The organism is Pedococcus bigeumensis, from assembly GCF_039531795.1.
Classification (GTDB): domain Bacteria; phylum Actinomycetota; class Actinomycetes; order Actinomycetales; family Dermatophilaceae; genus Pedococcus; species Pedococcus bigeumensis.
In genome coordinates this window covers 722677-743246 of the sequence record NZ_BAAAQS010000001.1, presented here as the reverse complement: position 1 = coordinate 743246, position 20570 = coordinate 722677, and the positions used below count along the sequence as shown (strand labels likewise).

Here is a 20570-nt window from a genome sequence, read left to right as displayed (position 1 = left end):
CATGAGGTCAGGCATCCTCCCCGGTCACCGTGATGACTCCGTCCGTCCCCAGGACGACCTGTTCGGGCACGCCAACGGCACCTGGGTCCGCGACACCGAGATCCCCGCCGACCGGGGTCGATACGGCACGTTCGACATGCTCCGGGAGCAGTCCGACGAGCGGGTGCGCACCATCATCGAGCGCGCTGCGGCCGACACGGACGCCCCTGAGGGCTCGCCGACCCGCAAGGTCGGCGACCTCTACCGCTCGTTCATGGACGAGGCCAGGGCCGACGAGCTGGGCCTGGCACCGATCGCGGACGACCTCGCCGCCGTCGAGCAGATCGCCACCATCGACGACCTCTCCCGGGTCCTCGGGCGCCTCCAGCGCGAAGGCGGTCCGGGGCTCTTCGACTTCGGGGTGGCCCCGGATGCCAAGGACCCCGAGGAGTACGTCCTCTACCTCGGCCAGGGTGGGCTGGGCCTGCCGGACGAGTCCTACTACCGCGAGGAGCGGCACGCGGCGATCCTCGCGGCATACCTCCCGCACGTCGCCCGGATGCTCGAGTTCGCGGGCATCGGCGGCGGGACCACCGACGAGGGGTCACCGGCAGCGCGCGTGGTCGCCCTCGAGACGCGGCTGGCCGGGCACCACTGGGACAACGTGGCGACCCGCGACGCCGTGAAGAGCTACAACCCCTTCGCGTATGACGCGTTGGTGGGCCTGGCTCCCACGCTCGGCTGGGACACGTTCGTCGACTCCCTGGACGCCCGCGCCGCCTTCGCGCACGTGGTGGTGGGCCAGCCGTCCTACCTCGAGGGGCTGTCTGCGCTGCTCGAGGAAGCCGACGTCGACGACCTCAGGCACTGGCTCGCCTTCCACGTCGTCCGCTCCGCCGCCCCGCTGCTGTCCAAGGAGCTGGTGGACGCCGAGTTCGACTTCACCGGTCGGGTCATCTCGGGTCTCCCCGAGAACCGTGAGCGCTGGAAGCGCGGGGTCACCCTCGTCGAGGCGTCGATCGGCGAGGCCGTCGGCCAGCTCTACGCCGCCGAGTACTTCCCGCCGGAGGCCAAGCAGCGGATGCTCGACCTGGTCGCCAACCTCGTCGAGGCGTTCCGGCGCTCCTTCGAGGGCCTGGACTGGATGGGTCCGCAGACGCGGGAGCAGGCCCTGGCCAAGCTCGCCTCCTTCACCCCGAAGGTCGGTTACCCGGACCGCTGGCGGGACTACTCCGCGCTGACCATCGACGACGACCTCGTGGGCAACGTCCGCCGTGCCAACGAGTTCGAGCTACGGCGCCAGCTCGCCAAGCTGGGCGGCCCGATCGACCGCGACGAGTGGCTGATGCTGCCGCAGACGGTCAACGCCTACTACCACCCGCTGATGAACGAGATCGTCTTCCCCGCCGGGATCCTCCAGCCGCCGTTCTTCGACATGGACGCCGACGACGCGGTGAACTACGGCGGCATCGGCGCGGTCATCGGCCACGAGATCGGCCACGGGTTCGACGACCAGGGCTCGCGCTACGACGCCACCGGGGCGCTGCGCGACTGGTGGACCGAGGAGGACCGCGCTCGCTTCGACGAGCGCACCCAGGCCCTGATCGCCCAGTTCAGCACGCTGTCCCCGATCGCAGCCCCGGACGAGAAGGTCAACGGCGCGCTCACCGTCGGAGAGAACATCGGTGACCTCGGCGGCCTGGCCATCGGCTACTCCGCCTACCGCATCGCCACCGAAGGCCAGGACGTGCCGGAGCTCGACGGCTACACCGGCCCCCAGCGGTTCTTCCTCGGGTGGGCGCAGGTCTGGTCGGGCAAGGCCAGGACCGAGGAGGCCAAGCGGCTGCTCGCGATCGACCCGCACTCCCCCACCGAGGTCCGGGCCAACGCGGTGCGCAACTGCGACGAGTTCCACGAGGCCTTCGGGGTCACCGAGGGCGACGGTATGTGGCTGGCCCCCGAGGAGCGCGTCCACATCTTCTGAGGTCCGCGGCTCGACGCTGCCACGACGGGAGGCCTGATGCAGCTGTTGGACGAGATCGTCGGCTCAGACCCGGTGATCGTGTTCTGTGGCCTGGCCGGCGCCGCGAGCACCAAGCACCGTGACCACTACTACACATCCCCGGGCAACAACTTCTGGGACTGCCTGCACCGCAGCGGCCTCACGGCACGGCAGCTCAGGCCGGACGAGGACCACCGGGTCGTCGACCACGGGCTCGGTCTGACCGACCTCGTGGGTCACTGGGACCACGAGACCGGACGGGGCTGGGTCGAGATCGAGCGGCTCGTGGCCGACGTCGAGCGGTGGCAACCTGCGTTCGTCGCCTTCACGGCGAAGGGCACGGCGGCGTATGCCGCGCGGGCCCTGGGCCACCGCCCACCCGGCCTCGGGCTCGCCCCGTGGGGCATCGGGCGGGCCGAGGTCTTCGTCCTCCCGGGCACGAGCGGCGCCAACCGTCGCCGGGACTACGACGGGCGTCCGGATCGGCTGGCGTGGTGGCAGGACCTGGCCGCCGTGGCCGCCCCCGAGCTCACCGCGCGCTGACCCGCTCGCGGACCCCGAGGATGGACCGCCGCCGAAGGGGCGCGGACCTCGCCGAGCTCGGGACCGGCGCCTGGGTCGGGTCAGAACCCGGCGTTGCGGAGCATGAACTCCGTCTCGGTGTCGCGGCCACCCTGTGGGTCCTCGGGCGGCTCGACGACCTGGGTGGTGACCATGTCCTCGGGGGCGATCCGCTCGGGCAGGCGAGTGAAGTCCGGCTGCACCCGGGCCTGCCGGCGGGCGGGTGCTGTCTGCTTCGCGCGTCTCCCCATGGGGTGAGTATGCGGCAGAAGTGATCAGTTTTCGAGAAGCGTCCGAGGTGCTGGGTCTTCGAGAATGGTCCCGACCGACCACGACGACCCGGGAGGGACCACGATGCCGACCACGGCGAAGAAGACCACCACAAAGGCCACCACGAAGGCCACCACGAAGACCGCCCCCAGGACGGCTGGCAGCAAGAGCGGGTTCAGCGCCGAGGAGCGCGCCGCCATGAAGGAGCGGGCCAAGGAGGCCAAGGGCGCCGTCGGCGAGCAGGACCTGCTCGACAAGATCGCCGAGATGCCGCCGGAGGACCGTGAGCTGGCCGAGCGCCTGCACCAGATCGTCACCGCGGCGGCTCCGCACCTGGAGCCCTCGACCTGGTACGGCATGCCCGCGTACAAGCGCGACGGGAAGGCGGTGGCCTTCTTCAAGCCCGCCAGCAAGTTCAAGGCGCGCTACGCCACCTTCGAGTTCAACGACAGCGCCCAGCTGGACGACGGCGACATGTGGCCGATCGGCTACGCGCTGACGAGGCTGACCCCCGCGCTCGAGAAGGAGATCGCCGCCCTCGTCAAGCGCGCCGCCGGGTAGCCGGCTCAGCCACGCGGCATACCCACGCCCACACAGCTCAGACACGCGACGAGGCCCCTCACCGTGCGGTGAGGGGCCTCGTCGGGTGGCGCTGGGTCGTGCTGGGTGGTGCTGGGTGGTGCTGGGTCGTGACTGAGCGGGTCAGCCGCCGACGCGGAAGCGGACGAAGGAGCTGACCTTCGTGCCGGCCTCGGCGAGGACCTTCTCGACCGTCTTCTTGGCGTCCTTGGCGAACGCCTGCTCGAGCAGGACGTTCTCCTTGAAGAAGCCGTTCACGCGACCCTCGACGATCTTGGGGAGGGCGGCCTCGGGCTTGCCCTCCTCCTTCGCGGTGGCCTCGGCGACGCGACGCTCGTTCTCGACCGTCTCGGCGTCGACCTCGTCACGGGTCAGCACGGTGGGGCTGAACGCGGCGATGTGCATGGCCACGTCACGCGCGACCTGCTCGTCGTCGCCCTCGGCGCCGACGAGCACACCGATCTGCGCAGGCAGGTCGGGGCTGGTCTTGTGCAGGTAGGACACGACGACCGGGGCCTCGACGCGGGCAACACGCTTGACCTCGATCTTCTCGCCGATGGTCGCGTTGGCGCCGTCGAGCAGCTCCTGGACGGTGGAGCCGTCCTCGAGCGAGCTCTTCAGCAGCGCGTCGGCGTCAGCGGCACCCGAGGCGACGGCCTGGGCGAGGACCTGGGCGGCCAGCGCGATGAACTTCTCGCCCTTGGCCACGAAGTCGGTCTCGCACAGGACCTCGACGAGGGTGCCCACGCCGTCACCGGCCTGGGCGGTGACCAGTCCGTTGGACGTGGTGCGGCCCTCGCGCTTGGTGACGCCCTTGAGCCCCTTCACGCGCAGGATCTCGGTGGCCTTGGCGCGGTCGCCGTCGGCCTCGTCGAGCGCCTTCTTGACGTCGAGCATGCCGGCGCCCGTGGACTCGCGCAGGGCCTTGATGTCAGCGGCGGTGTAGTTCGCCATGGATGATTCTCAGCTCTTCTCTAACGGTTGGGCCTGACGTGCTCCTGCCAGACGTGGTCGCGTCTGGCAGGAGCAGTCCGACTGAAGGACAGGTGCGGCTCAGGCCTTGGCGTCGGCGTCGGCCGGCGTCTCGGCAGCAGCCTCGGGAGCAGCGGTCTCCTCGGCGACGGGGGCCGGGGCGGCCTCCGCGGCGGGGGCCTCTGCAGCCTCGACGGGAGCAGCCTCGGCAGGAACCTCGACCGCTGCGGCCTCGGCCGGTGCGGCGTCGGTCGCGTCGGCAGCGGCGGTCTCGCCGGCCTCCGGTGCTGCGGACTCCGCGGCCTTGGCGGCGTCGCCACCGAGCAGCTCGCGCTCCCACTCGGCCAGCGGCTCGTCGCCGGCGACGACACCCTCGGCCTGCTCGCCGGACTTGCCGGAGCTGCGGGCGATCAGGCCCTCGGCGACGGCGTCGGCGATCACGCGGGTCAGCAGGGTGACGGAGCGGATGGCGTCGTCGTTGCCCGGGATCTTGTAGTCGACCTCGTCGGGGTCGCAGTTGGTGTCGAGGATCGCGATGACCGGCAGGCCGAGCTTGCGAGCCTCGTCAACGGCGAGGTGCTCCTTCTTGGTGTCGACGATCCACACGGCCGAGGGGACCTTGGCCATGTTGCGGATGCCGCCGAGGGTCTTCTCGAGCTTGTCCTTCTCCCGCTTGAAGATCAGGAGTTCCTTCTTGGTGTAGCCCGAGCCCGCGACGTTGTCGTAGTCGAGCTCCTCGAGCTCCTTGAGGCGGGTGAGCCGCTTGGAGATCGTGTTGAAGTTGGTGAGCATGCCACCGAGCCAGCGGTGGTTGACGTAGGGCATCCCGACGCGCGTCGCCTGCTCGGCGATGGGCTCCTGGGCCTGCTTCTTCGTGCCGACGAAGAGGATCGACCCACCGTGGGCGACCGTCTCCTTGACGAACTCGAAGGCGTTGTTGATGTAGGTCAGCGACTGCTGCAGGTCGATGATGTAGATGCCATTGCGCTCGGTCATGATGAAGCGCTTCATCTTGGGGTTCCAGCGACGGGTCTGGTGCCCGAAGTGGACGCCGCTCTCGAGGAGCTGGCGCATGGTAACGACGGCCATGCCGTGTCTCCTTGTGTCGTTGTCAGTTGCGTCGGTGTGCCGCATGGGTGCGACCACCTGCCTGGCGCCTGCGACGCACCCCACCGGTGAGGTCACCGGACTGCTGTGGTGCGCCCCCGTTTCGTCGGCGAGCCGAGTCAGCGGGCGGAAGACGCGCGAATTGGGTCTGCGTGTACGAGCACACGTGGACCGCCGACCATCGTACGTGCTCACGACGGTGATCGGGAAATCGCGGAGGAAGGTAGGCTCGCGCGTTTGTGAGCAGGGTTCTGGACGTCGTCGCACCGCCGCGGCTGGGGCGCAGCTTCCGCTGGCTGCTCGCGTCCTCGTGGGTGAGCAACATCGGCGACGGGATCGCCCTGGCGGCCGGCCCGCTGCTCGTGGCGTCGCAGACCCGCAACGCGGTGCTCGTGGCCCTCGCCGCCGTGCTCCAGCGCCTCCCCTGGCTGCTCTTCGGGCTCTGGGCCGGAGCGGTGGCCGACCGGCTCGACCGGCGTCGGGTCGTCATCGTGGCCGACCTCCTGCGGGCGGTCGTCGTGGCGGTCCTGTGCGTGACGATCGTGACGGGGCGGGTGTCGATCGGCCTCGTGCTGGCGACCATGTTCGTCTACGGCGTGGCCGAGGTGTTCGCCGACACGACCACCGGGACCCTGCTGCCGATGCTGGTGGACAAGGCCGACCTCGGCATCGGGAACGCCCGGCTCCAGGCCGGCTTCCTCACCGCCAACCAGCTCGTCGGCCCCCCGCTCGGAGCCTTCCTGTTCGCGGCGGGCATGGTCTGGCCGTTCGTCGTGCAGGTCGCGTGCGTCGGTCTGGGCGTCGTCCTCGTGGCCCGGATCGCCACCCCCCGCGGCGGGGTCCGTGGCGTGCCGGACACCCACGTGCGGCGCGACATCGCCGACGGGGTCCGCTGGATCCGCGGCCACGCCCCGGTCCGCACGCTGGCCCTGGTGATCTTCGCGTTCAACATCACCTGGGGCGCGGCCTGGTCGGTGCTCGTCCTCTACTCCCTCGACCGGCTGCACATGGGCGAGGTCGGCTTCGGCCTGCTCACCACGGCGGCGGCAGCGGGTGGGCTGGTCAGCACCAGCTGCTACGGCTGGCTGGAGCGCAGGATCCCCCTCGCGACCCTGATGCGGGGGTGCCTGCTCCTCGAGGTGCTCACCCACCTCGCGCTCGCGGTGACGACGGTGGGCTGGCTCGCGATCGCCATCATGGTGGTCTTCGGCGGCTACGCGTTCGTGTGGGGCACGGTCTCCCAGGCGGTCCGGCAGCGCGCCGTGCCCCAGGAGTTCCAGGGCCGGGTCGGCAGCGTCTACGTCGTCGGCCTGTTCCTCGGGCTCGTCGTCGGCCAGGGCCTCGGCGGGGTCATCGCGGAGCAGTGGGGGCTCGCCGCCCCGTTCTGGTTCGCGTTCGTCGGCTCCGGCATCACCCTGGTGCTCGTCTGGCGGCAGCTGGGGCACATTGCCCACGCCGATGAGGCGCAGGCGGAGGCGCGCGGGTAGCTCCGCCACGGACCCCGGCCCGCGGCATACGCTCGGGCGCATGGCCCGACCACCCGGCAAACGCGCACTGGCACCGTTCGGCACCACGATCTTCGCCGAGATGACCGCGCTGGCCACCGAGCACGGCGCCGTGAACCTCGGCCAGGGGTTCCCCGACACCGACGGCCCGCGCGAGATGCTCGAGGCCGCCAAGTCCGCGATCGACGGTGGCCGCAACCAGTACCCGCCCGGTCCCGGGGTGCCGGAGCTGTTGGCCGCGGTGGCCGCCCACCAGTCGCGGCTCTACGGCCTGGACGTCGACCCGCGCTCGCAGGTGCTGGTCACGGTCGGCGCCACCGAGGCCATCGCGGCCACCATCCTCGCGTTGTGCGAGCCCGGTGACGAGGTGGTCACCTTCGAGCCCTACTACGACTCGTATGCCGCGTCGATCGCCCTCGCGGGGGCGGTGCGGCGCACGTCGGTGCTGCGCTTCCCCGACTTCGCCGTCGACGAGGAGTCGCTGCGCGCGGCGTTCTCGACGAAGACGCGGATGGTCCTGCTCAACACCCCGCACAACCCCACGGGCAAGGTGTTCAGCCGGTCGGAGATCGAGCTGATCTGTTCGCTCGCAAGGGAGTACGACGCCTGGGTGGTCACCGACGAGGTCTACGAGCACCTCGTGTTCGGGGGCGCCGTGCACGTGCCGGTCGCCACCCTGCCCGGGATGTGGGAGCGGACGCTGACCATCTCCTCGGCAGGCAAGACCTTCTCCGCCACCGGCTGGAAGGTCGGCTGGGTGAGCGGCCCGGCCGCCGCAGTCGCCGCGGTGCGGGCGGTGAAGCAGTTCCTCACCTTCGTCGGCTCCGGCCCCTTCCAGCCAGCCGTCGCCGTCGCCCTGGCTCTCGACGACCACGTGTATGCCGGTCTGGCCAGCTCGCTGGAGGCCAAGCGTGACCTGCTCGTCGCTGGCCTTCAGTCAGCCGGGCTGCAGGTGTCCGTCCCTGATGGCACCTACTTCGTCATCGCGGACGCCGCGCCGCTCGGGGCCGTCGACGCCCTCGCCTTCTGTCGCGAGCTGCCCGCACGAGCCGGCGTCGTCGGGGTGCCGGTGTCGGTCTTCCACGACGACAAGGGCGCTGCCCCGACGCTGGTGCGGTTCGCGTTCTGCAAGCGCGACGAGGTGCTGCACGAGGCAGTGAGCCGGCTCAGCCGACTCTGACGCTCGCGGGAGGCCGGTCCGCTCCGTGACGCGGTAGCGCGTCCACAGGCGGTCGCCGACTCGCGTCACGTCCACAGCACGACCGGGTGTCCGTCGCGGAGATCCGCAGGCACCAGCAAGGTGGCGGGATGCGCACCGCCCTCCTCCTCCCTGTCTCGACCGCCGTGGTCGTCTCGGCAGGGCTGGCCCTTCCCTCACCGCAGCTGCGGTCGGAGCCGGCACGTGCGGACAGCAGCCCCGCGGTCACGGTGGTTGACGCCGTGGGTGCCGCAGGGTCCGACGGGCCGCGGGTCGCGCCCGGGTCGGCCACCGTGGGCACGCCTCGGCCGCCCCCGACGCTGCCGGGGCGCTGGTCGTGGCCGCTGGCGCCCAGACCGGAGGTCGTGCGGCCGTTCCTCCGTCCCAGGACCAGGTACGGCGCCGGGCACCGGGGCATCGACCTCGCCGGGTCGACGGGGCACGCTGTGCTGGCAGTCGATGCCGGCACCGTGACCCACGTGGGCCGGATCGCCGACCGCGGCACGGTGACGGTCCTGCATCCGTCGGGGGTGCGGTCGACCTACGAGCCGGTCGAGCCGGCTGTCACCGTCGGCGAGGTCGTCGCACAGGGGTCACGGCTGGGTGAGCTGGCGGGGACCGGCTCCCACTGCCGACCGACCTGTCTGCACCTCGGCGCCGTCCGCGACCACACCTACCTCGATCCCCTCGTGTTCCTGACCGGTGGTCGTCGGGTGCGACTGCTCCCGCTGGCTCAGGCGCCGGACGGGTAGGGCCAGGGCTTGCAGCCGCCGAGGTCGAGGGTCTGCTGCACCATCACGGGAGCACGCTTGCCCTTGCCGGGGCACATCCGGTGCTGGTGGCCGAGGCCGTGCCCGACCTCGTGGTTGACCTGGTAGATGCGGTAGCGCGCGACGTCGGAGCCGTAGCTGTCGTCGCCCAGCGCCCAGCGGCGGAAGTTGAGCACCGAGCGTTCGCCGTTCCAGCAGGAGACCTGGGAGAGCGTCCGCATCGGCGCGCAGAGCTTGTCGGTCAAGCCGGGGCTCGCGAGCGTGACCCGCACGTCGACGTGGGCTCCCTTGGCGGCCTGCTCCGGGGTGACGTTGACGAAGCGGACGCCGTCGACCTTCTGCCAGCCCCGGGGGTCCAGCAGGATCGACTGGACGGTGGCGCCGACCTCGGCCGGGTCGACCCCGAGCCCGCCCTCGACCTCGACGGTGTACTTGACCGTGCGGCCGGTGGCGGCGACAGCGGCGTGGGGCACCGACACCACGGTGATCGTGCCGTTGCCGCGCTGCGGGACGGTGGTGGCGCCGGCCGTCGAGGTCTCGGTCGTGGACGACCCGTCTTCGTCGTTGGGTGTCTGGGTCGTGCTCGGGGAGCTCGAGACGGAGGTCGTCGCCTGGGCGGCCGATCCCGCGGCGTCGAGCCGCGTCGTGTCGTCGCCGGTCGTGAGCCGCACCGTCACGACAGCGACGAGCAGGAGGACGACGGCACCGGTGATGGTGCGACGCAGGCGCACCTGACGGCTGGGCCGACGTCGGTGTCGGCGGGTCTTGCGGGTGGCCGGCAGGTCCTCACGCACGCGCTGCACAGCTCCTCTCCGGTGACCGACCCCCACGGATCGGACGAACGTCTTCGGCGTTCATCTTCCTCCTTCGGGCGGCGTGTGCGGGAGCGGCACGCCCGATGACCCCCAACACGGCGTCGCCCCGGTGCTGACGTCGCGGCAACGTCCAGGCATCGCCGCCGGGTTCAGGCACGGGGATGGGCCTGTCGATAGGAGGCCTTGAGCCGCTCCACGGACACATGGGTGTAGATCTGCGTCGTGGCGAGGGAGGCGTGTCCCAGGAGCTCCTGGACGAGGCGCAGGTCCGCGCCACCCTCGAGGAGGTGGGTGGCTGCGCTGTGGCGCAGGCCGTGCGGCCCGAGGTCGGGCGCGTCGGGCAGGTGCGAGAGGAGCTCGTGGACCGCTGCCCGGATCTGCCGCGGGTCGGCCCGTCGGCCGCGGCGGCCCAGGAGCAGGGCGGGGCCGCTGCCCGCCACGGCGACCTGGGGGCGGCCGAACGTCAGCCAGGCGTCGACGGCCTCGCGGGCCGGGGCGCCGAAGGGCACGGTGCGCTCCTTGCCTCCCTTGCCCATCACGCGCAGGACCCCGCCCGCGAGGTCGAGGTCGTCGACGTCGAGGGCGGTCAGCTCGCCCACGCGGATCCCGCTGGCGTACAGGAGCTCCACAGCGGCCCGGTCGCGCAGGTGCATCGGGTCCTGGTCGTCGCTGGCCACGGCAGCGAGGTCCATCAGTGCGGTGGCGTCTCCTTGGCGCAGCACCTCGGGGAGGTGGCCGGCGCGCTTGGGCGCGGCGAGGCGCAGCGAGGGGTCCTGGGCGATCCGCCCGGTCCTGGCGGCCCAGCCGAGGAAGGTGCGGGCGGCGGCAGATCGCCGCGCGATCGTCGACCGGGCTGCTCCCGACTCCGCCTGGGCTGCGAGCCAGGCTCGCAGCTCCCGCAGGCCCACTGCGGCGAGATCGGTGGTGCCGCACTCGTCCTGCAGGAACTTCAGGAGTCCCCTCAGGTCGCCGAGGTAGGCCCGGGTCGTGTGCTCCGAGCGGCCACGTTCGCTGCGCAGGTGGCGCTCGAAGGCCGCCAGCGTCTGCGGCAGGGACTCACTCACGCCGTCACCGTCGCAAACGAGGGAGCGGCACACAAGCCGCCACCCCGCAGCCCACCCGCCGCATCAGAAGGGGTGGCGCACGTCTCCGTCGTAGAGCTTGACCACAGCGTCCTCCAGTCGTCGCAGCCGCTCCTCGTACTGGGCGATGACCTGCATGCGGACACGGACCTGCTCGTGCTCGCGACGCACCGCCTCGACCAGGCTTCGCGCCTCGGCTCGCTCGGCGTCGTCGGCCACGAGCTCGGCACCCCGCAGGCCCTCCTCGATCTTGCCGAGCCGCTCCTCGACGATGCCGATCTGGATGGCCATCCCGCCGTGCTCGACCTCACGGTGCTTCGACGCGTACTCGACAGGATGGAGTCGCTTTCCGAGCGCTGCGACCGAGGACTTGAGCTCCGCGATCTGGGTCGACTGACGGTCGAGCTGGGCGCGCTGCTGGTCCAGCTTCACGGCGAGGTTGTTGGGGTCCGCGAGACTGCGTCGCCACCGCCCGAAGGCACGGCGAGCTCGTCGGTAGGCGCCGGGCGACGGGTTCCCGACACCCTGCGGCCGCGCATCAGTTCCGGACATCTTCTCCTCTTTCAGGGCAGCATCCGCATGGTGCCATCGTCGATCCACGAACGGAGCAGTCGTGCCTCCAGGCCGAGCTGGTGCGCCGGGATGACCGGGCTTCCTCCGCCACTCTGGTAGCGCCACGAGTCCTGCTGCACGCCGTCGAGGAACGAGAAGCCGGTCGCGTACATCTCGGCCTCGGGGAACATCTCGTGGGCCAGGAAGCAGGAGATGGTCCCGGAGGTGGGGATCAGCTGGTTGGGCTCGTGGTCCGGATCGAGCTGGTCGAGCAGCCGGGTGATGACCGGGGCGTTGGGGACGGGCATGGTGCCGAGGTCCGAGGGCCAGAAGTACGGCTGCGGGAGGAGGATGTAGCGCAGCCCGTAGCCGGCCTGCGGGATCAGGTAGGCGCGCTGCCGGTAGTCCTGGAACATCCACGGGGTGACCGGCGCGTATCGCGACACGACCAGCACGTGGCACTTGGTCCCCACGCACGGAGGGGCGCCCGGGTCGTCCAGCGCCATCGAGTTCATCCGGAAGACCAGGTCGCTGCTGTCGATCCGCGCGACGCGGTCGGGGTTGGGACCCAGCGGCGCATTGCCCACGACCGTCACCTTCCGGACCGGGCGGTTCTCGGCGTAGGAGGCGAGGTAGTCGCGCACCAGGTCCCACTGGGCCTGTTGGGAGGAGGCGACCTCGGCGGCGAGCACGGCGTCATTGTGCCAGCCGCCGGACCTGGCGGAGAGGTCCTGGACGGTAGGGCGCGCCGTGCCGCAGCAGGTTTCACCGACCTGGTGGCCGGCGCCACCCCTCCCCGTGGCGTCGGGCGAGGCCCGCGAGGTCCAGCGCCCCGAGCGCGCCCCTGACCTCCGTGCTGCTGAGACCGCTGAGGCGGGCCAGCTCCTCGGTGGTGACGGGCTTGCGCGTCGGCAGGGCCGCGAGCACGATCCGGTGGTTCGGCTCGAGGTCGTCGCCGGGCTGGCCCGCACCTTCCTTGCGCGGGGCCAGCTCGCCGATGGGGCCCACCGCCTCCGCGACCTCGGCGGCATCGGTGACGAGGATCGCCCCGCCCCGGACGAGCTCGTGGCATCCCGCTGACACCGCCGACGACACCGGGCCCGGCACCGCACACACGACCCTGAGGTGGTCATCCGCCAGTCGGGCGGTGTTGCGCGACCCGCTGCGCAGCCCCGCCTCGACGACCACGGTGCCCTGCGTCAGCGTCGCGATCATCCGGTTGCGGCTGAGGAACCGCCACTTCGTCGGGGCTGACCCCGGCGGGACCTCGCTGATCACCAGGCCGTCCACCTGGACGCGCCGGAGCAGTCCTGCATGGCCCGACGGGTAAGGCCGGTCGACACCACAGGCGAGCACGGCGACCGTGACTCCCTCGACCGCCAGGGCACCCTCGTGGGCCGCCCCGTCGATGCCGTAGGCGGCGCCCGAGACGACCCCGAACCCGCGCTCGGCCAGTCCGGCGCCCAGCTCCTTCGCCACGTGGACGCCGTAGCCGGTGGCGGCCCGGGCCCCCACGACGGCAACGCTCCTGGTAGTCACGTCGCTCAGGCGTGCGCCCCCGAGCACCCAGAGGCACACCGGCGGGGCCTCGAGGTCGTCGAGACCCACCGGCCACTCCGCGTCGCCCGGCACGACCAGTCGAGCGCCCAGGCGTCGGGCGATGGCGAGGTCACGGTCGACGTCGAGCTCGGCGAGGCGCTCGGCCATCCGCTGGCCCAAGGTGGTCTCGGCGCCCACCGCATGAAGGGCTTCCTCCGCCCCTACGGCCGAGATCTGCGCCGCCACCCCCGAGTCGCCGGGCTCGGTCAACCGGGCCCACGCCACCCGCGCGGCGCGTTCACCGCGGACCGTCGCGATCCCGGTCATGCCGCCACCGGACCCTGGTTGCGCAACATGAGGGCCTGCCCGAGGTCGTCACGGGTCGGGCTCCCCCGTCCCGCCAGGTCGGCCACCGTCCAGCCCACCCTCATCACCCGGTCGTACCCACGGAGGGTGAGCTGGGCCCGCTCCAGGGCGCGGTCGATGTCTGTGGTTACCTCCGGCGGAAGCCGCCACCTGCGCCGGCGCAGGGTGGGTCCCGGCACCTGGCTGTTGAGGGACCACGGCGTCTGGTCCCAGCGCTCCGCCTGGGCCCTTCTCGCCTCAGCCACCCGCGCGGCGACGGTCGAGCTGCTCTCGCCCGCGGGTCCGGCCAGCGAGGATCTCGTCACGGCCGGCACCTGCACCTGGAGGTCGACGCGGTCGAGCAGCGGACCCGACAGACGACCGAGGTAGCCGCGCTTGGCCAGCGGGGTGCACGAGCAGCCCACCCCCTTGCCGAACCCCAGGCCGCACGGACAGGGGTTCGCCGCCATGACCAGCTGGAAGCGGGCCGGGAAGCTCACGCTGGCGCGGGCCCTCGACACGACCACCTGACCCGACTCCAGGGGCTGGCGCAGGGACTGCAGGGCCGCGGCCTTGAACTCCGGCGCCTCGTCGAGGAAGAGGACCCCGTGGTGGGCCTGGGTGATCGCGCCGGGACGCACCGTCGTGCTCCCCCCGCCGATGATCGCCGCCTGGGTCGCGCTGTGGTGCGGCGAGACGAACGGCGGCAGGCCCTCGACGGAGAGCTCGGCCGCCGTCACGCCGAGGAGGGACCTCACGGCGAGGACGTCGATCGACTGCTCCCGGCTCAGGCGCGGCAGGATCGACACCAGCCGTTCGGCGAGCATCGTCTTGCCCGAGCCCGGCGGTCCGAGCAGGAACAGGTGGTGTCCGCCCGCGGCGGCCAGCTCCAGCGCCGAGCGGGCCTCCTCCTGGCCCACGACGTCGGCCAGGTCGGGCGGAGGCTTGGCGGCCGGCGGTCGCGACGCCGTGCCGGTGGTGGTCACGCCGAAGGACTCCGCCCCCGCTGCGTGGGCTGCGATGAGATCGGCCAGGTGGGCGACGGGGTGCACCCGGATGTCGGGGACGAGGGCCGCCTCGGCCGCGTTGTCGACCGGGACGGCGACGTCGCGACACCCTGCCCGGGCGGCACAGAGGACGGCAGGCAGGACACCGCGCACCGGCCTGATGGACCCGTCGAGCCCCAGCTCACCGAGGTGCACCACGTCGTCCACGCGGTCCGACCGGATCAGGCCGAGGGCCGTCGCCACGGCGATGGCGATCGGCAGGTCGAAACCACTGCCGTTCTTCGGGATCGAGGCCGGCGACAGGTTGACCGTGATCCGGCTCTGCGCCAGCGAGTGCCCGATGCTGGCCGCCGCCGCCTTGACCCGGTTGGGCGACTGGGCGCAGGCCGTGTCGGGCAGCCCGCCCAGCATGAAGGCGGGCAGGCCACCGGACAGGTGGGCCTCGACCTCCACCACTGCGCCGGCCAGCCCCTCCAGGGTCACCGAGCGGGTGCGGCCGAAGGTCATGCCTCCACGCCCTGCAGGTGCCGGACCACGGCGCGTCCCTCGGCCGGTCGCAGGATGCCGATCACGTCGATCCTGATGCGTGCGGGGTGCACCTGGTGCTCCTGGAGCCAGGCCGAGGCGAGCCGGCGCAGTCGCGCCGCCTTGCGCGGGTGGACGGCCTCCACCGCGGAGCCGAACCGCTCGGTGCGACGGGTCTTCACTTCGCAGAAGACCAGGCAGTCACCGTCTCGGACGACGAGGTCCAGCTCACCTCGGGCGCACCGCCAGTTGCGGTCGACGACGGTCAGCCCGAGGTCGGTCAGGTAGCGCTCGGCCAGCCGCTCGCCATACTCCCCCAAAGCCCTGCGCGGATCCGCCGTGTCTGCCATGCGTCCCACCCAAGCCTGCGGGGAGGCCGGGCGACACGGGGCGGGCAAGCGCCTGTGGACGGGACGGCGGGCGAGGCCGGCCTGGGGACGACCGAGGGGCGCACGGGTGCCGACACGGCCACCGTCAGAGGGTCAGAAGCCCTGACCCTTGGGCAGCTCGAGGTCGGCCTTGGCGAGCTCCTCGACGTTGACGTCCTTGAACGTCACGACCCGGACCTGCTTGGCGAACCGCGCGGGTCGGTAGATGTCCCACACCCAGGCGTCCTGCATGGTGACGTCGAAGTAGACCTCACCCCCGTCGGAGCGCACCTTCACGTCGACCGAGTTGCACAGGTAGAACCGCCGCTCGGTCTCGACCACGTGCGAGAACAGGCCCACCACGTCGCGGTACTCGCGGTAGAGCTGGAGCTCCATCTCCGACTCGTACTTCTCGAGGTCCTCAGAACTCATCGCGTGCTCATCTCCGGTTGCTCACCCTGCCGAACACTCTCATCATCCATCGTCAGTCCCGGCAGCCGCCACGACCGTCGGTGCAGGTCCGTCGCCCCGCACGCCTCGAGCGCCGCGAGGTGCTCGGGCGCGGCATACCCCTTGTTCTCGTGCCAGCCGTAGGCCGGGTGCTGCGGCGCGAGCTCGACCATCATCGCGTCGCGCTCGACCTTGGCCAGCACCGACGCCGCGGCGACCGACGAGCACTTGAGGTCTGCCTTGATCATGGTCGTGACCGGTGGCGTGACCGGGGCGTCGCCCGACGTGAACGCGAACAGCCCTACCTCGTCGGGGGCGGTGAGCCAGTCGTGGTTGCCGTCGAGGATGACCAGGTCGGGCACCACGTCGACCGCCGCCAGGGCCCGGCAGCCGGCCAGTCGCAGCGCGGCGATGATGCCGATCTCGTCGATCTCCTGCGGGGAGGCGTGACCGACGGCGTGGGCCAGCGCCCACCGCCGGATCCGCGGGACCATGGCCACCCTCGCGGCGGGGGTCAGCAGCTTGGAGTCCTTGACCCCGGTGGGGGCGCTGCGGCACGACTCGTCGATGAGCACCACCCCGACCGTCACCGGTCCGGCGAGGGCGCCGCGACCCACCTCGTCCATGCCGGCGAGGACCCGGTGGCCGTCACGCTGGAGCTGGCGCTCGACCCGGAGGTTGGGCTTGCGGCTGCGCACTGGCTGGGCCATCGCTCAGCCCGACCCGGTCGGGGTATCGGTGCCGCCCACCTCGCCACCGCTGGGGCCGGCGCTGGGGTCGTCGCCGGGACCGTCGCCCTCGCCCACGGGCACACCGGGGACACCCGCACCCTGTGGCTTGGCCCCGGTGGCGGCCGAGGGTGCCGGGACGTGCGCGAAGGTGGCGGTCGGGTTGGACAGCCAGGTCAGGTGGTCGAGCGGCCAGACGAGTGCGACGGCACGACCCACGATGAGGCGCTCGTCGACGGACCCCTGGCTCCCGTCGTTCTCCGGGCCGTCGTGGACCCGCGAGTCGGCCGAGTTGGAGCGGTGGTCACCCATGACCCACACCCGCCCCTTCGGCACGGTGATGTCGAAGTCCTGCTCGCTCGCGGCATCGCCCGGCTTGAGGTACGGCTCCTTGATCGCGGTGCCGTTGATGGTGATCCGACCGCCCTCGTCGCAGCAGACGACGTGGTCGCCCGGCAGCCCGATGACCCGCTTGATGAGGTGGTTCTCGGCGTTGTCGGGCAGCAGCCCCACGAAGGTGAGCGTCTCGGTGACCACGGTGGCGACGGGGCCCTGCTTGGCCTTCGGCGTCTCGTCGAGCCACTGGCCGGGGTCGGCGAACACGATGATGTCGCCCCGCTTGAGGTCGACCGGGCCCGGGGTCAGCTTGCTGACGATGACCCGGTCGTTGAGGACCAGGGTGTCCTCCATGGACCCCGACGGGATGTAGAAGGCCTGGAGCAGCCAGGTCTTGACGATGAAGGACAGCACGAGGGCCATCCCGACCACGATGGCGAACTCCTTGATGGCCGCACCGAGCACGGCGAGGCCACCCACGGACTCGTCGTCGCCGCCGCGGCGCTCCGCGCCCACCTCGTCGGCCTCCACGACCCGCGGGTCGCCCAGCGCGTCCGAGCCGTCAGCGCCGTGCGGACCCCCCGCGGGTGAGTCATCAGCATCCGGGCTCGCAGCATCCGGGCTCGCAGCATCCGGGCTCGCAGCATCCGGGCTCGCAGCATCCGGGCTCGCAGCATCCGAGTCCCAGGCGCCGACCGAGACCGAGGCAGCAGCGGCGGCGAGCGTCTGGTCGGGCAGCGGACGAGTGGCCGACGACGGGTGCATCGGCGTGGACTCCTCGGTCTCCACCACGATCGTCGGGCGGACACCGGTGTCGTGGGCCTGCCCGGGGGTCGGTGTGGTCCGGGCCACCTCCACGTCGGAGGGCAGCCACGGCGACTCGGGCGAGCGCGAGGTGGCATCGGTCGCCGCACCCGGCTCCGGGGCGCCGGTGGCGTCGGCACGGTCGGCCGCTTCGGTCGCGCTGGGGTCCGGCAGGTCGTGGCGCAGCCAGGCGGAGTCACCGCTGTCGGTCTCGACCGGGGCCGGGTCGGGCTGCTCCGCCTCGTACCTCAGCCAGCCGCTCTCGCCGTCGCGAGGGGTGCCGCTCACGGCGCACTCGCCCGGGGCAGGTCGGCCAGCGCGTCAGGGCGCTCGAACCGGCCGAGGCGCGACAGGGGCCAGTAGGTCGCGGTCGCGCGACCGATGACGTCGGACAGCCGCACGGTCCCGCCGCCCGGGTCGCCCAGGTGCGAGCGCGAGTCGGCGCTGTCGCTGCGGTGGTCGCCCATCACCCAGAGCCGACCGGCCGGGACGGTGATGTCGAACTCCAGCTCGCTGGGCTTGTCGCCGGGCATGACGTAGGTCTCGTCGATGGCCTTGCCGTTGACCGTGAGCCGTCCCCGGTCACAGCAGACCACGTGGTCGCCCGGCAGCCCGATCACCCGCTTGACGAAGTCCTGCTCCCCGAGCTCGACCCCCACGAGCGAGGCAGCTTCACCCAGCACCTTGCCGATGGCGCCGTCGTCCTGGTGTGGGGTGAGGTCGGCCGCGGCGAAGGTCGTGGTGCCGTCGAAGACGACGACGTCGCCCCGTCGGACCGAGTCGCCGTCGGCCAGCTTGTTGACCAGGATCCGGTCGCCGGGCTCGATCGTCGGCTCCATCGAGCCGGACGGCACGTAGAAGGACTGCACGAGCAAACCCCGGACCAGCAGCATCACCAGCAGGGCGATGCCACCGAGCAGCAGCCACGACGGGCCGCCTCGGGGGCGTTCGGGCTCGGCCGCCACGCCAGTGTCGACTGGTGCGGCGGCCGGGTCCTGCTGGGGTGCTTCCGGTCCGGGGTTCATCGCTCCGGAGCCTAACCCTCAGGGCTGTGGCGGCGAGCGCCGGGACGCGCTGAGGGGGAGATGATTCCGCCTTACTTGGCGGGGGTCGTCTCGCGCTTCTCCTTGATCTTGGCGGCCTTGCCGCGCAGGTCGCGCAGGTAGTACAGCTTCGCGCGACGGACGTCACCGCGGGTGACGACCTCGATGTGGTCGATGATCGGGGTGTGCAGCGGGAAGGTGCGCTCCACGCCGACGCCGAAGGAGACCTTGCGGACCGTGAAGGTCTCGCCGATGCCCCCACCGTGGCGACGGATCACGACGCCCTTGAAGACCTGGACGCGCGAGCGCGTGCCCTCGACCACCTTGACGTGGACGTTGATGGTGTCACCCGCGCGGAAGGCCGGGATGTCCTCGCGGAGGGAGGCCTTGTCGAGCTCGTCGAAACGCTGCATGGCGGATTCGCTTTCTTCTCGGCGCCACAGGTCGCCCAGGGTGTTGGGTCGTGCTGCTGATGATGGTTCGCGCCGTGTGCGTGGACCGACCACGTGGCCGGGACACTGCCCGGACACTCCCCCTGTGGCAGGGGCCGCTGGTCACGCAGGCGCGAGGAGCCATTCTGCCACGCACAGGGGCCGCGGCGGAAATCGTCGCGGCCCCCTGACGACCCGGTATGCCGCGTGGCCGGGTCGTCAGGGGTCACGGGCTCAGGCGCCGGCGTGCGCCGGACGGCAGGCCGGGTCGATCCGGTCGGCCAGGCGACGCTGGCCGGCGGCGGCGCTGCGCAGCGTGGTCGCCAGCGAACGACGCACCGGCCGGCGAGCCGGACGGGTGCTGCGGCCGTCATCGACGACGGGGGCGTCCGGGCGGGCCGACCGGGCCAGGGCGGCGCCTGCGTTGCTGTTGATGGTGAGGGCGATGTAGTCGCTCATGTCCTTCTCCCTTCAGGGTGCGGGGTCTTGCGGTGGACGCTGGCGGGTTCGTCAGCGCGTCTGTGGCGTCGCGGCCGGTCCGGTGCTGGACCGCACGACGAGCTCGGTGGGGAGCACGACTCGGCGCTCGGTGTAGTCGGGGTCGAGGAGCATCCGGCCTGCGATGCGCCCGCGCTCGGCGATCGGCTGTCGCACGGTGGTGAGGCCGGCGTCCGCCGCCGCGGGCACGTCGTCGAAGCCGGACAGCGACACGTCGCGCCCGGGGGTGAGGCCGCGCTGGCGCATGGCGTCGAGGACCCCGAGGGCCAGGACGTCGCTGACGGTGATGATCGCGGTGGGGCGGTCCTGCCGGTCGAGCAGGTGCGCACCGGCAGCCCGGCCCGCTTCGACCGAGTTGTGGCCGGGAGGTGCGACGGTCCGCACGGTGACGTCGGGGCCCAGGCCCTCACGGAAGCCGTCGTAGCGGTCCCACGAGAACGACATCGAGCGGTGCTCCACGTCGTTGACCTCGACCACGGCGGGTGAGTCGACCTTGCTGTCGACGACGATCCCGACGTTGCGGTGCCCCAGGCGCCGGATGTGCTCCCCCACCTGCCGCGCGGCTCCGCGCTCGTCGATGAGGACCAGCCCGTCCATCCGCGGGTCCTTGTCGTCGGTGGCGACCATCCGCAGCCCCCGGTCGACGGCGATCTCCCGCGCCGGGTGGTCGATGTCGAGGCAGTAGGCCAGGACGCCGTCGACGACCGCGGCACGCATGGCCTCGGCGCTGGCCTCGACCTCCTCGGGGCGCTCTGGGTCGAACGGCATCAGCGGGATGAGGAGCAGCCCGGTCTGGAACTGCTCGGCCACCTCGGCCAGCCCGGCCAGCATGCCGACCGAGTAGGGGTCGGAGAAGGCGTAGCTGAGCCGCTCGGTGAAGACCAGGCCGATGGCACGGGCGCGCTGGGACCGCAGGCTCCGCGCAGCCGGGTTGGGGCCGGCATACCCGAGCGCCTTGGCGGTCTCGAGCACGCGCTGGCGCACCTCGGCCGACAGCTGGTCGGGCTTGTTGTAGGCGTTCGACACGGTCGAGATGGAGACCCCGGCCGCCTCGGCGACGGACTTGAGGGTGACGTTTCCCATGGCCGCGAACCTCCTTCTCTC

Annotated in this window: 23 protein-coding genes; 6 read left to right on the top strand and 17 right to left on the bottom strand. The window is 71.9% G+C overall.

Annotation, left to right across the window (positions count from 1 at the left end):
• Position 1 precedes the first annotated feature (1 nt).
• The gene (locus tag ABD262_RS03625; protein ID WP_344131280.1) at positions 2-1963 is read left to right on the top strand and encodes a M13 family metallopeptidase; all 1962 of its coding nucleotides are present in this window, start codon (positions 2-4) and stop codon (positions 1961-1963) included.
• A gap of 36 nt (positions 1964-1999) precedes the next feature.
• Positions 2000-2524, top strand: coding sequence for a mismatch-specific DNA-glycosylase (locus ABD262_RS03620; RefSeq protein WP_344131277.1), 525 nt, complete (start codon positions 2000-2002; stop codon positions 2522-2524).
• Positions 2525-2604: 80 nt separating this feature from the next.
• Here ABD262_RS03620 and ABD262_RS03615 read toward each other — a convergent pair whose 3' ends face one another.
• Complete coding sequence (locus ABD262_RS03615; protein WP_344131274.1) at positions 2605-2793, bottom strand: hypothetical protein; 189 nt, start codon at positions 2791-2793, stop codon at positions 2605-2607.
• A 64-nt stretch (positions 2794-2857) separates the two neighbouring features.
• Between ABD262_RS03615 and ABD262_RS03610 the strand changes: the two genes are divergently transcribed.
• Positions 2858-3373 (top strand): iron chaperone, encoded by a 516-nt coding sequence (locus ABD262_RS03610; RefSeq protein WP_425564792.1) that lies wholly within the window; start codon positions 2858-2860, stop codon positions 3371-3373.
• Between the two features lie 141 nt (positions 3374-3514).
• Here the strand turns inward: ABD262_RS03610 and tsf are convergent, their stop codons facing one another.
• Complete coding sequence (tsf, locus tag ABD262_RS03605) at positions 3515-4345, bottom strand: translation elongation factor Ts (RefSeq protein WP_344131271.1); 831 nt, start codon at positions 4343-4345, stop codon at positions 3515-3517.
• Between the two features lie 99 nt (positions 4346-4444).
• On the bottom strand, positions 4445-5452 hold the full coding sequence (gene rpsB / locus ABD262_RS03600) for a 30S ribosomal protein S2 (protein WP_344131268.1): 1008 nt from the start codon (positions 5450-5452) through the stop codon (positions 4445-4447).
• A 257-nt stretch (positions 5453-5709) separates the two neighbouring features.
• Here rpsB and ABD262_RS03595 point away from each other — a divergent pair, with 257 nt between their 5' ends.
• The 3 genes from ABD262_RS03595 (at position 5710) to ABD262_RS03585 (ending at position 8925) form a co-directional block, all read left to right on the top strand.
• Positions 5710-6957, top strand: a complete 1248-nt coding sequence (locus ABD262_RS03595) for an MFS transporter (protein ID WP_344131265.1) — start codon at positions 5710-5712, stop codon at positions 6955-6957.
• A gap of 40 nt (positions 6958-6997) precedes the next feature.
• Positions 6998-8155 carry a pyridoxal phosphate-dependent aminotransferase gene (locus tag ABD262_RS03590; RefSeq protein WP_344131262.1) on the top strand — a complete coding sequence of 386 codons (1158 nt, stop codon included), beginning with the start codon at positions 6998-7000 and terminating at the stop codon, positions 8153-8155.
• A 128-nt stretch (positions 8156-8283) separates the two neighbouring features.
• Complete coding sequence (locus ABD262_RS03585) at positions 8284-8925, top strand: M23 family metallopeptidase (RefSeq protein ID WP_344131259.1); 642 nt, start codon at positions 8284-8286, stop codon at positions 8923-8925.
• On the opposite strand, the gene ABD262_RS03580 is transcribed toward ABD262_RS03585, so the two are convergent.
• From ABD262_RS03580 to ABD262_RS03515, 14 genes are all read right to left on the bottom strand, one after another.
• Entirely contained in the window at positions 8907-9737 is an 831-nt protein-coding gene (locus tag ABD262_RS03580; RefSeq protein WP_344131256.1) for a DUF3152 domain-containing protein, read from the bottom strand. The two genes, ABD262_RS03585 and ABD262_RS03580, sit on opposite strands and share 19 nt — an antisense overlap.
• A gap of 170 nt (positions 9738-9907) precedes the next feature.
• Positions 9908-10822, bottom strand: coding sequence for a tyrosine recombinase XerC (locus ABD262_RS03575; protein ID WP_344131253.1), 915 nt, complete (start codon positions 10820-10822; stop codon positions 9908-9910).
• 63 nt (positions 10823-10885) lie between these two features.
• Positions 10886-11392 (bottom strand): hypothetical protein, encoded by a 507-nt coding sequence (locus tag ABD262_RS03570; RefSeq protein ID WP_344131250.1) that lies wholly within the window; start codon positions 11390-11392, stop codon positions 10886-10888.
• 11 nt (positions 11393-11403) lie between these two features.
• Positions 11404-12084, bottom strand: a complete 681-nt coding sequence (locus ABD262_RS03565; RefSeq protein WP_344131247.1) for a glycosyltransferase family 29 protein — start codon at positions 12082-12084, stop codon at positions 11404-11406.
• 73 nt (positions 12085-12157) lie between these two features.
• On the bottom strand, positions 12158-13258 hold the full coding sequence (gene dprA, locus ABD262_RS03560; RefSeq protein WP_344131244.1) for a DNA-processing protein DprA: 1101 nt from the start codon (positions 13256-13258) through the stop codon (positions 12158-12160).
• The gene (locus ABD262_RS03555) at positions 13255-14790 is read right to left on the bottom strand and encodes a YifB family Mg chelatase-like AAA ATPase (protein WP_344131241.1); all 1536 of its coding nucleotides are present in this window, start codon (positions 14788-14790) and stop codon (positions 13255-13257) included. Before ABD262_RS03555 ends, dprA begins: the two co-directional genes overlap by 4 nt.
• Positions 14787-15158 carry a YraN family protein gene (locus ABD262_RS03550; protein ID WP_344131238.1) on the bottom strand — a complete coding sequence of 124 codons (372 nt, stop codon included), beginning with the start codon at positions 15156-15158 and terminating at the stop codon, positions 14787-14789. Before ABD262_RS03550 ends, ABD262_RS03555 begins: the two co-directional genes overlap by 4 nt.
• Before the next feature lie 132 nt (positions 15159-15290).
• The gene (locus tag ABD262_RS03545) at positions 15291-15608 is read right to left on the bottom strand and encodes a DUF2469 domain-containing protein (RefSeq protein ID WP_056922553.1); all 318 of its coding nucleotides are present in this window, start codon (positions 15606-15608) and stop codon (positions 15291-15293) included.
• On the bottom strand, positions 15605-16336 hold the full coding sequence (locus ABD262_RS03540) for a ribonuclease HII (RefSeq protein ID WP_344131234.1): 732 nt from the start codon (positions 16334-16336) through the stop codon (positions 15605-15607). The genes ABD262_RS03545 and ABD262_RS03540 overlap by 4 nt, the downstream gene beginning before the upstream one ends.
• A 3-nt stretch (positions 16337-16339) precedes the next feature.
• A complete protein-coding gene (gene lepB / locus ABD262_RS03535; RefSeq protein WP_344131232.1) occupies positions 16340-17782 on the bottom strand; it encodes a signal peptidase I in 1443 nt (480 codons plus the stop codon).
• A complete protein-coding gene (lepB, locus tag ABD262_RS03530) occupies positions 17779-18519 on the bottom strand; it encodes a signal peptidase I (protein WP_344131229.1) in 741 nt (246 codons plus the stop codon). The genes lepB (ABD262_RS03535) and lepB (ABD262_RS03530) overlap by 4 nt, the downstream gene beginning before the upstream one ends.
• Before the next feature lie 71 nt (positions 18520-18590).
• Positions 18591-18950: a 50S ribosomal protein L19 gene (rplS, locus tag ABD262_RS03525; protein ID WP_344131226.1), complete on the bottom strand. Its 360-nt coding sequence runs from the start codon at positions 18948-18950 to the stop codon at positions 18591-18593.
• Between the two features lie 252 nt (positions 18951-19202).
• Positions 19203-19427: a hypothetical protein gene (locus ABD262_RS03520; RefSeq protein WP_344131224.1), complete on the bottom strand. Its 225-nt coding sequence runs from the start codon at positions 19425-19427 to the stop codon at positions 19203-19205.
• Between the two features lie 51 nt (positions 19428-19478).
• Positions 19479-20549, bottom strand: coding sequence for a LacI family DNA-binding transcriptional regulator (locus tag ABD262_RS03515; protein ID WP_344131221.1), 1071 nt, complete (start codon positions 20547-20549; stop codon positions 19479-19481).
• Between the last annotated feature and the right edge of the window lie 21 nt (positions 20550-20570).

Excerpts from the sequence above, each read along its gene's own strand:
- rpsB (WP_344131268.1), bottom strand. The coding sequence starts at position 5,452 with ATGGCCGTCGTTACCATGCGCCAGCTCCTCGAGAGCGGCGTCCACTTC.
- rplS (WP_344131226.1), bottom strand. The coding sequence starts at position 18,950 with ATGCAGCGTTTCGACGAGCTCGACAAGGCCTCCCTCCGCGAGGACATC.
- ABD262_RS03540 (WP_344131234.1), bottom strand. The coding sequence starts at position 16,336 with ATGGCCCAGCCAGTGCGCAGCCGCAAGCCCAACCTCCGGGTCGAGCGC.
- tsf (WP_344131271.1), bottom strand. The coding sequence starts at position 4,345 with ATGGCGAACTACACCGCCGCTGACATCAAGGCCCTGCGCGAGTCCACG.
- ABD262_RS03620 (WP_344131277.1), top strand. The coding sequence starts at position 2,000 with ATGCAGCTGTTGGACGAGATCGTCGGCTCAGACCCGGTGATCGTGTTC.
- ABD262_RS03610 (WP_425564792.1), top strand. The coding sequence starts at position 2,858 with ATGGTCCCGACCGACCACGACGACCCGGGAGGGACCACGATGCCGACC.
- ABD262_RS03545 (WP_056922553.1), bottom strand. The coding sequence starts at position 15,608 with ATGAGTTCTGAGGACCTCGAGAAGTACGAGTCGGAGATGGAGCTCCAG.
- ABD262_RS03550 (WP_344131238.1), bottom strand. The coding sequence starts at position 15,158 with ATGGCAGACACGGCGGATCCGCGCAGGGCTTTGGGGGAGTATGGCGAG.
- ABD262_RS03555 (WP_344131241.1), bottom strand. The coding sequence starts at position 14,790 with ATGACCTTCGGCCGCACCCGCTCGGTGACCCTGGAGGGGCTGGCCGGC.
- ABD262_RS03520 (WP_344131224.1), bottom strand. The coding sequence starts at position 19,427 with ATGAGCGACTACATCGCCCTCACCATCAACAGCAACGCAGGCGCCGCC.
- ABD262_RS03515 (WP_344131221.1), bottom strand. The coding sequence starts at position 20,549 with ATGGGAAACGTCACCCTCAAGTCCGTCGCCGAGGCGGCCGGGGTCTCC.
- dprA (WP_344131244.1), bottom strand. The coding sequence starts at position 13,258 with ATGACCGGGATCGCGACGGTCCGCGGTGAACGCGCCGCGCGGGTGGCG.
- ABD262_RS03585 (WP_344131259.1), top strand. The coding sequence starts at position 8,284 with ATGCGCACCGCCCTCCTCCTCCCTGTCTCGACCGCCGTGGTCGTCTCG.
- lepB (WP_344131229.1), bottom strand. The coding sequence starts at position 18,519 with ATGAACCCCGGACCGGAAGCACCCCAGCAGGACCCGGCCGCCGCACCA.
- ABD262_RS03590 (WP_344131262.1), top strand. The coding sequence starts at position 6,998 with ATGGCCCGACCACCCGGCAAACGCGCACTGGCACCGTTCGGCACCACG.
- ABD262_RS03570 (WP_344131250.1), bottom strand. The coding sequence starts at position 11,392 with ATGTCCGGAACTGATGCGCGGCCGCAGGGTGTCGGGAACCCGTCGCCC.
- ABD262_RS03615 (WP_344131274.1), bottom strand. The coding sequence starts at position 2,793 with ATGGGGAGACGCGCGAAGCAGACAGCACCCGCCCGCCGGCAGGCCCGG.
- ABD262_RS03625 (WP_344131280.1), top strand. The coding sequence starts at position 2 with ATGAGGTCAGGCATCCTCCCCGGTCACCGTGATGACTCCGTCCGTCCC.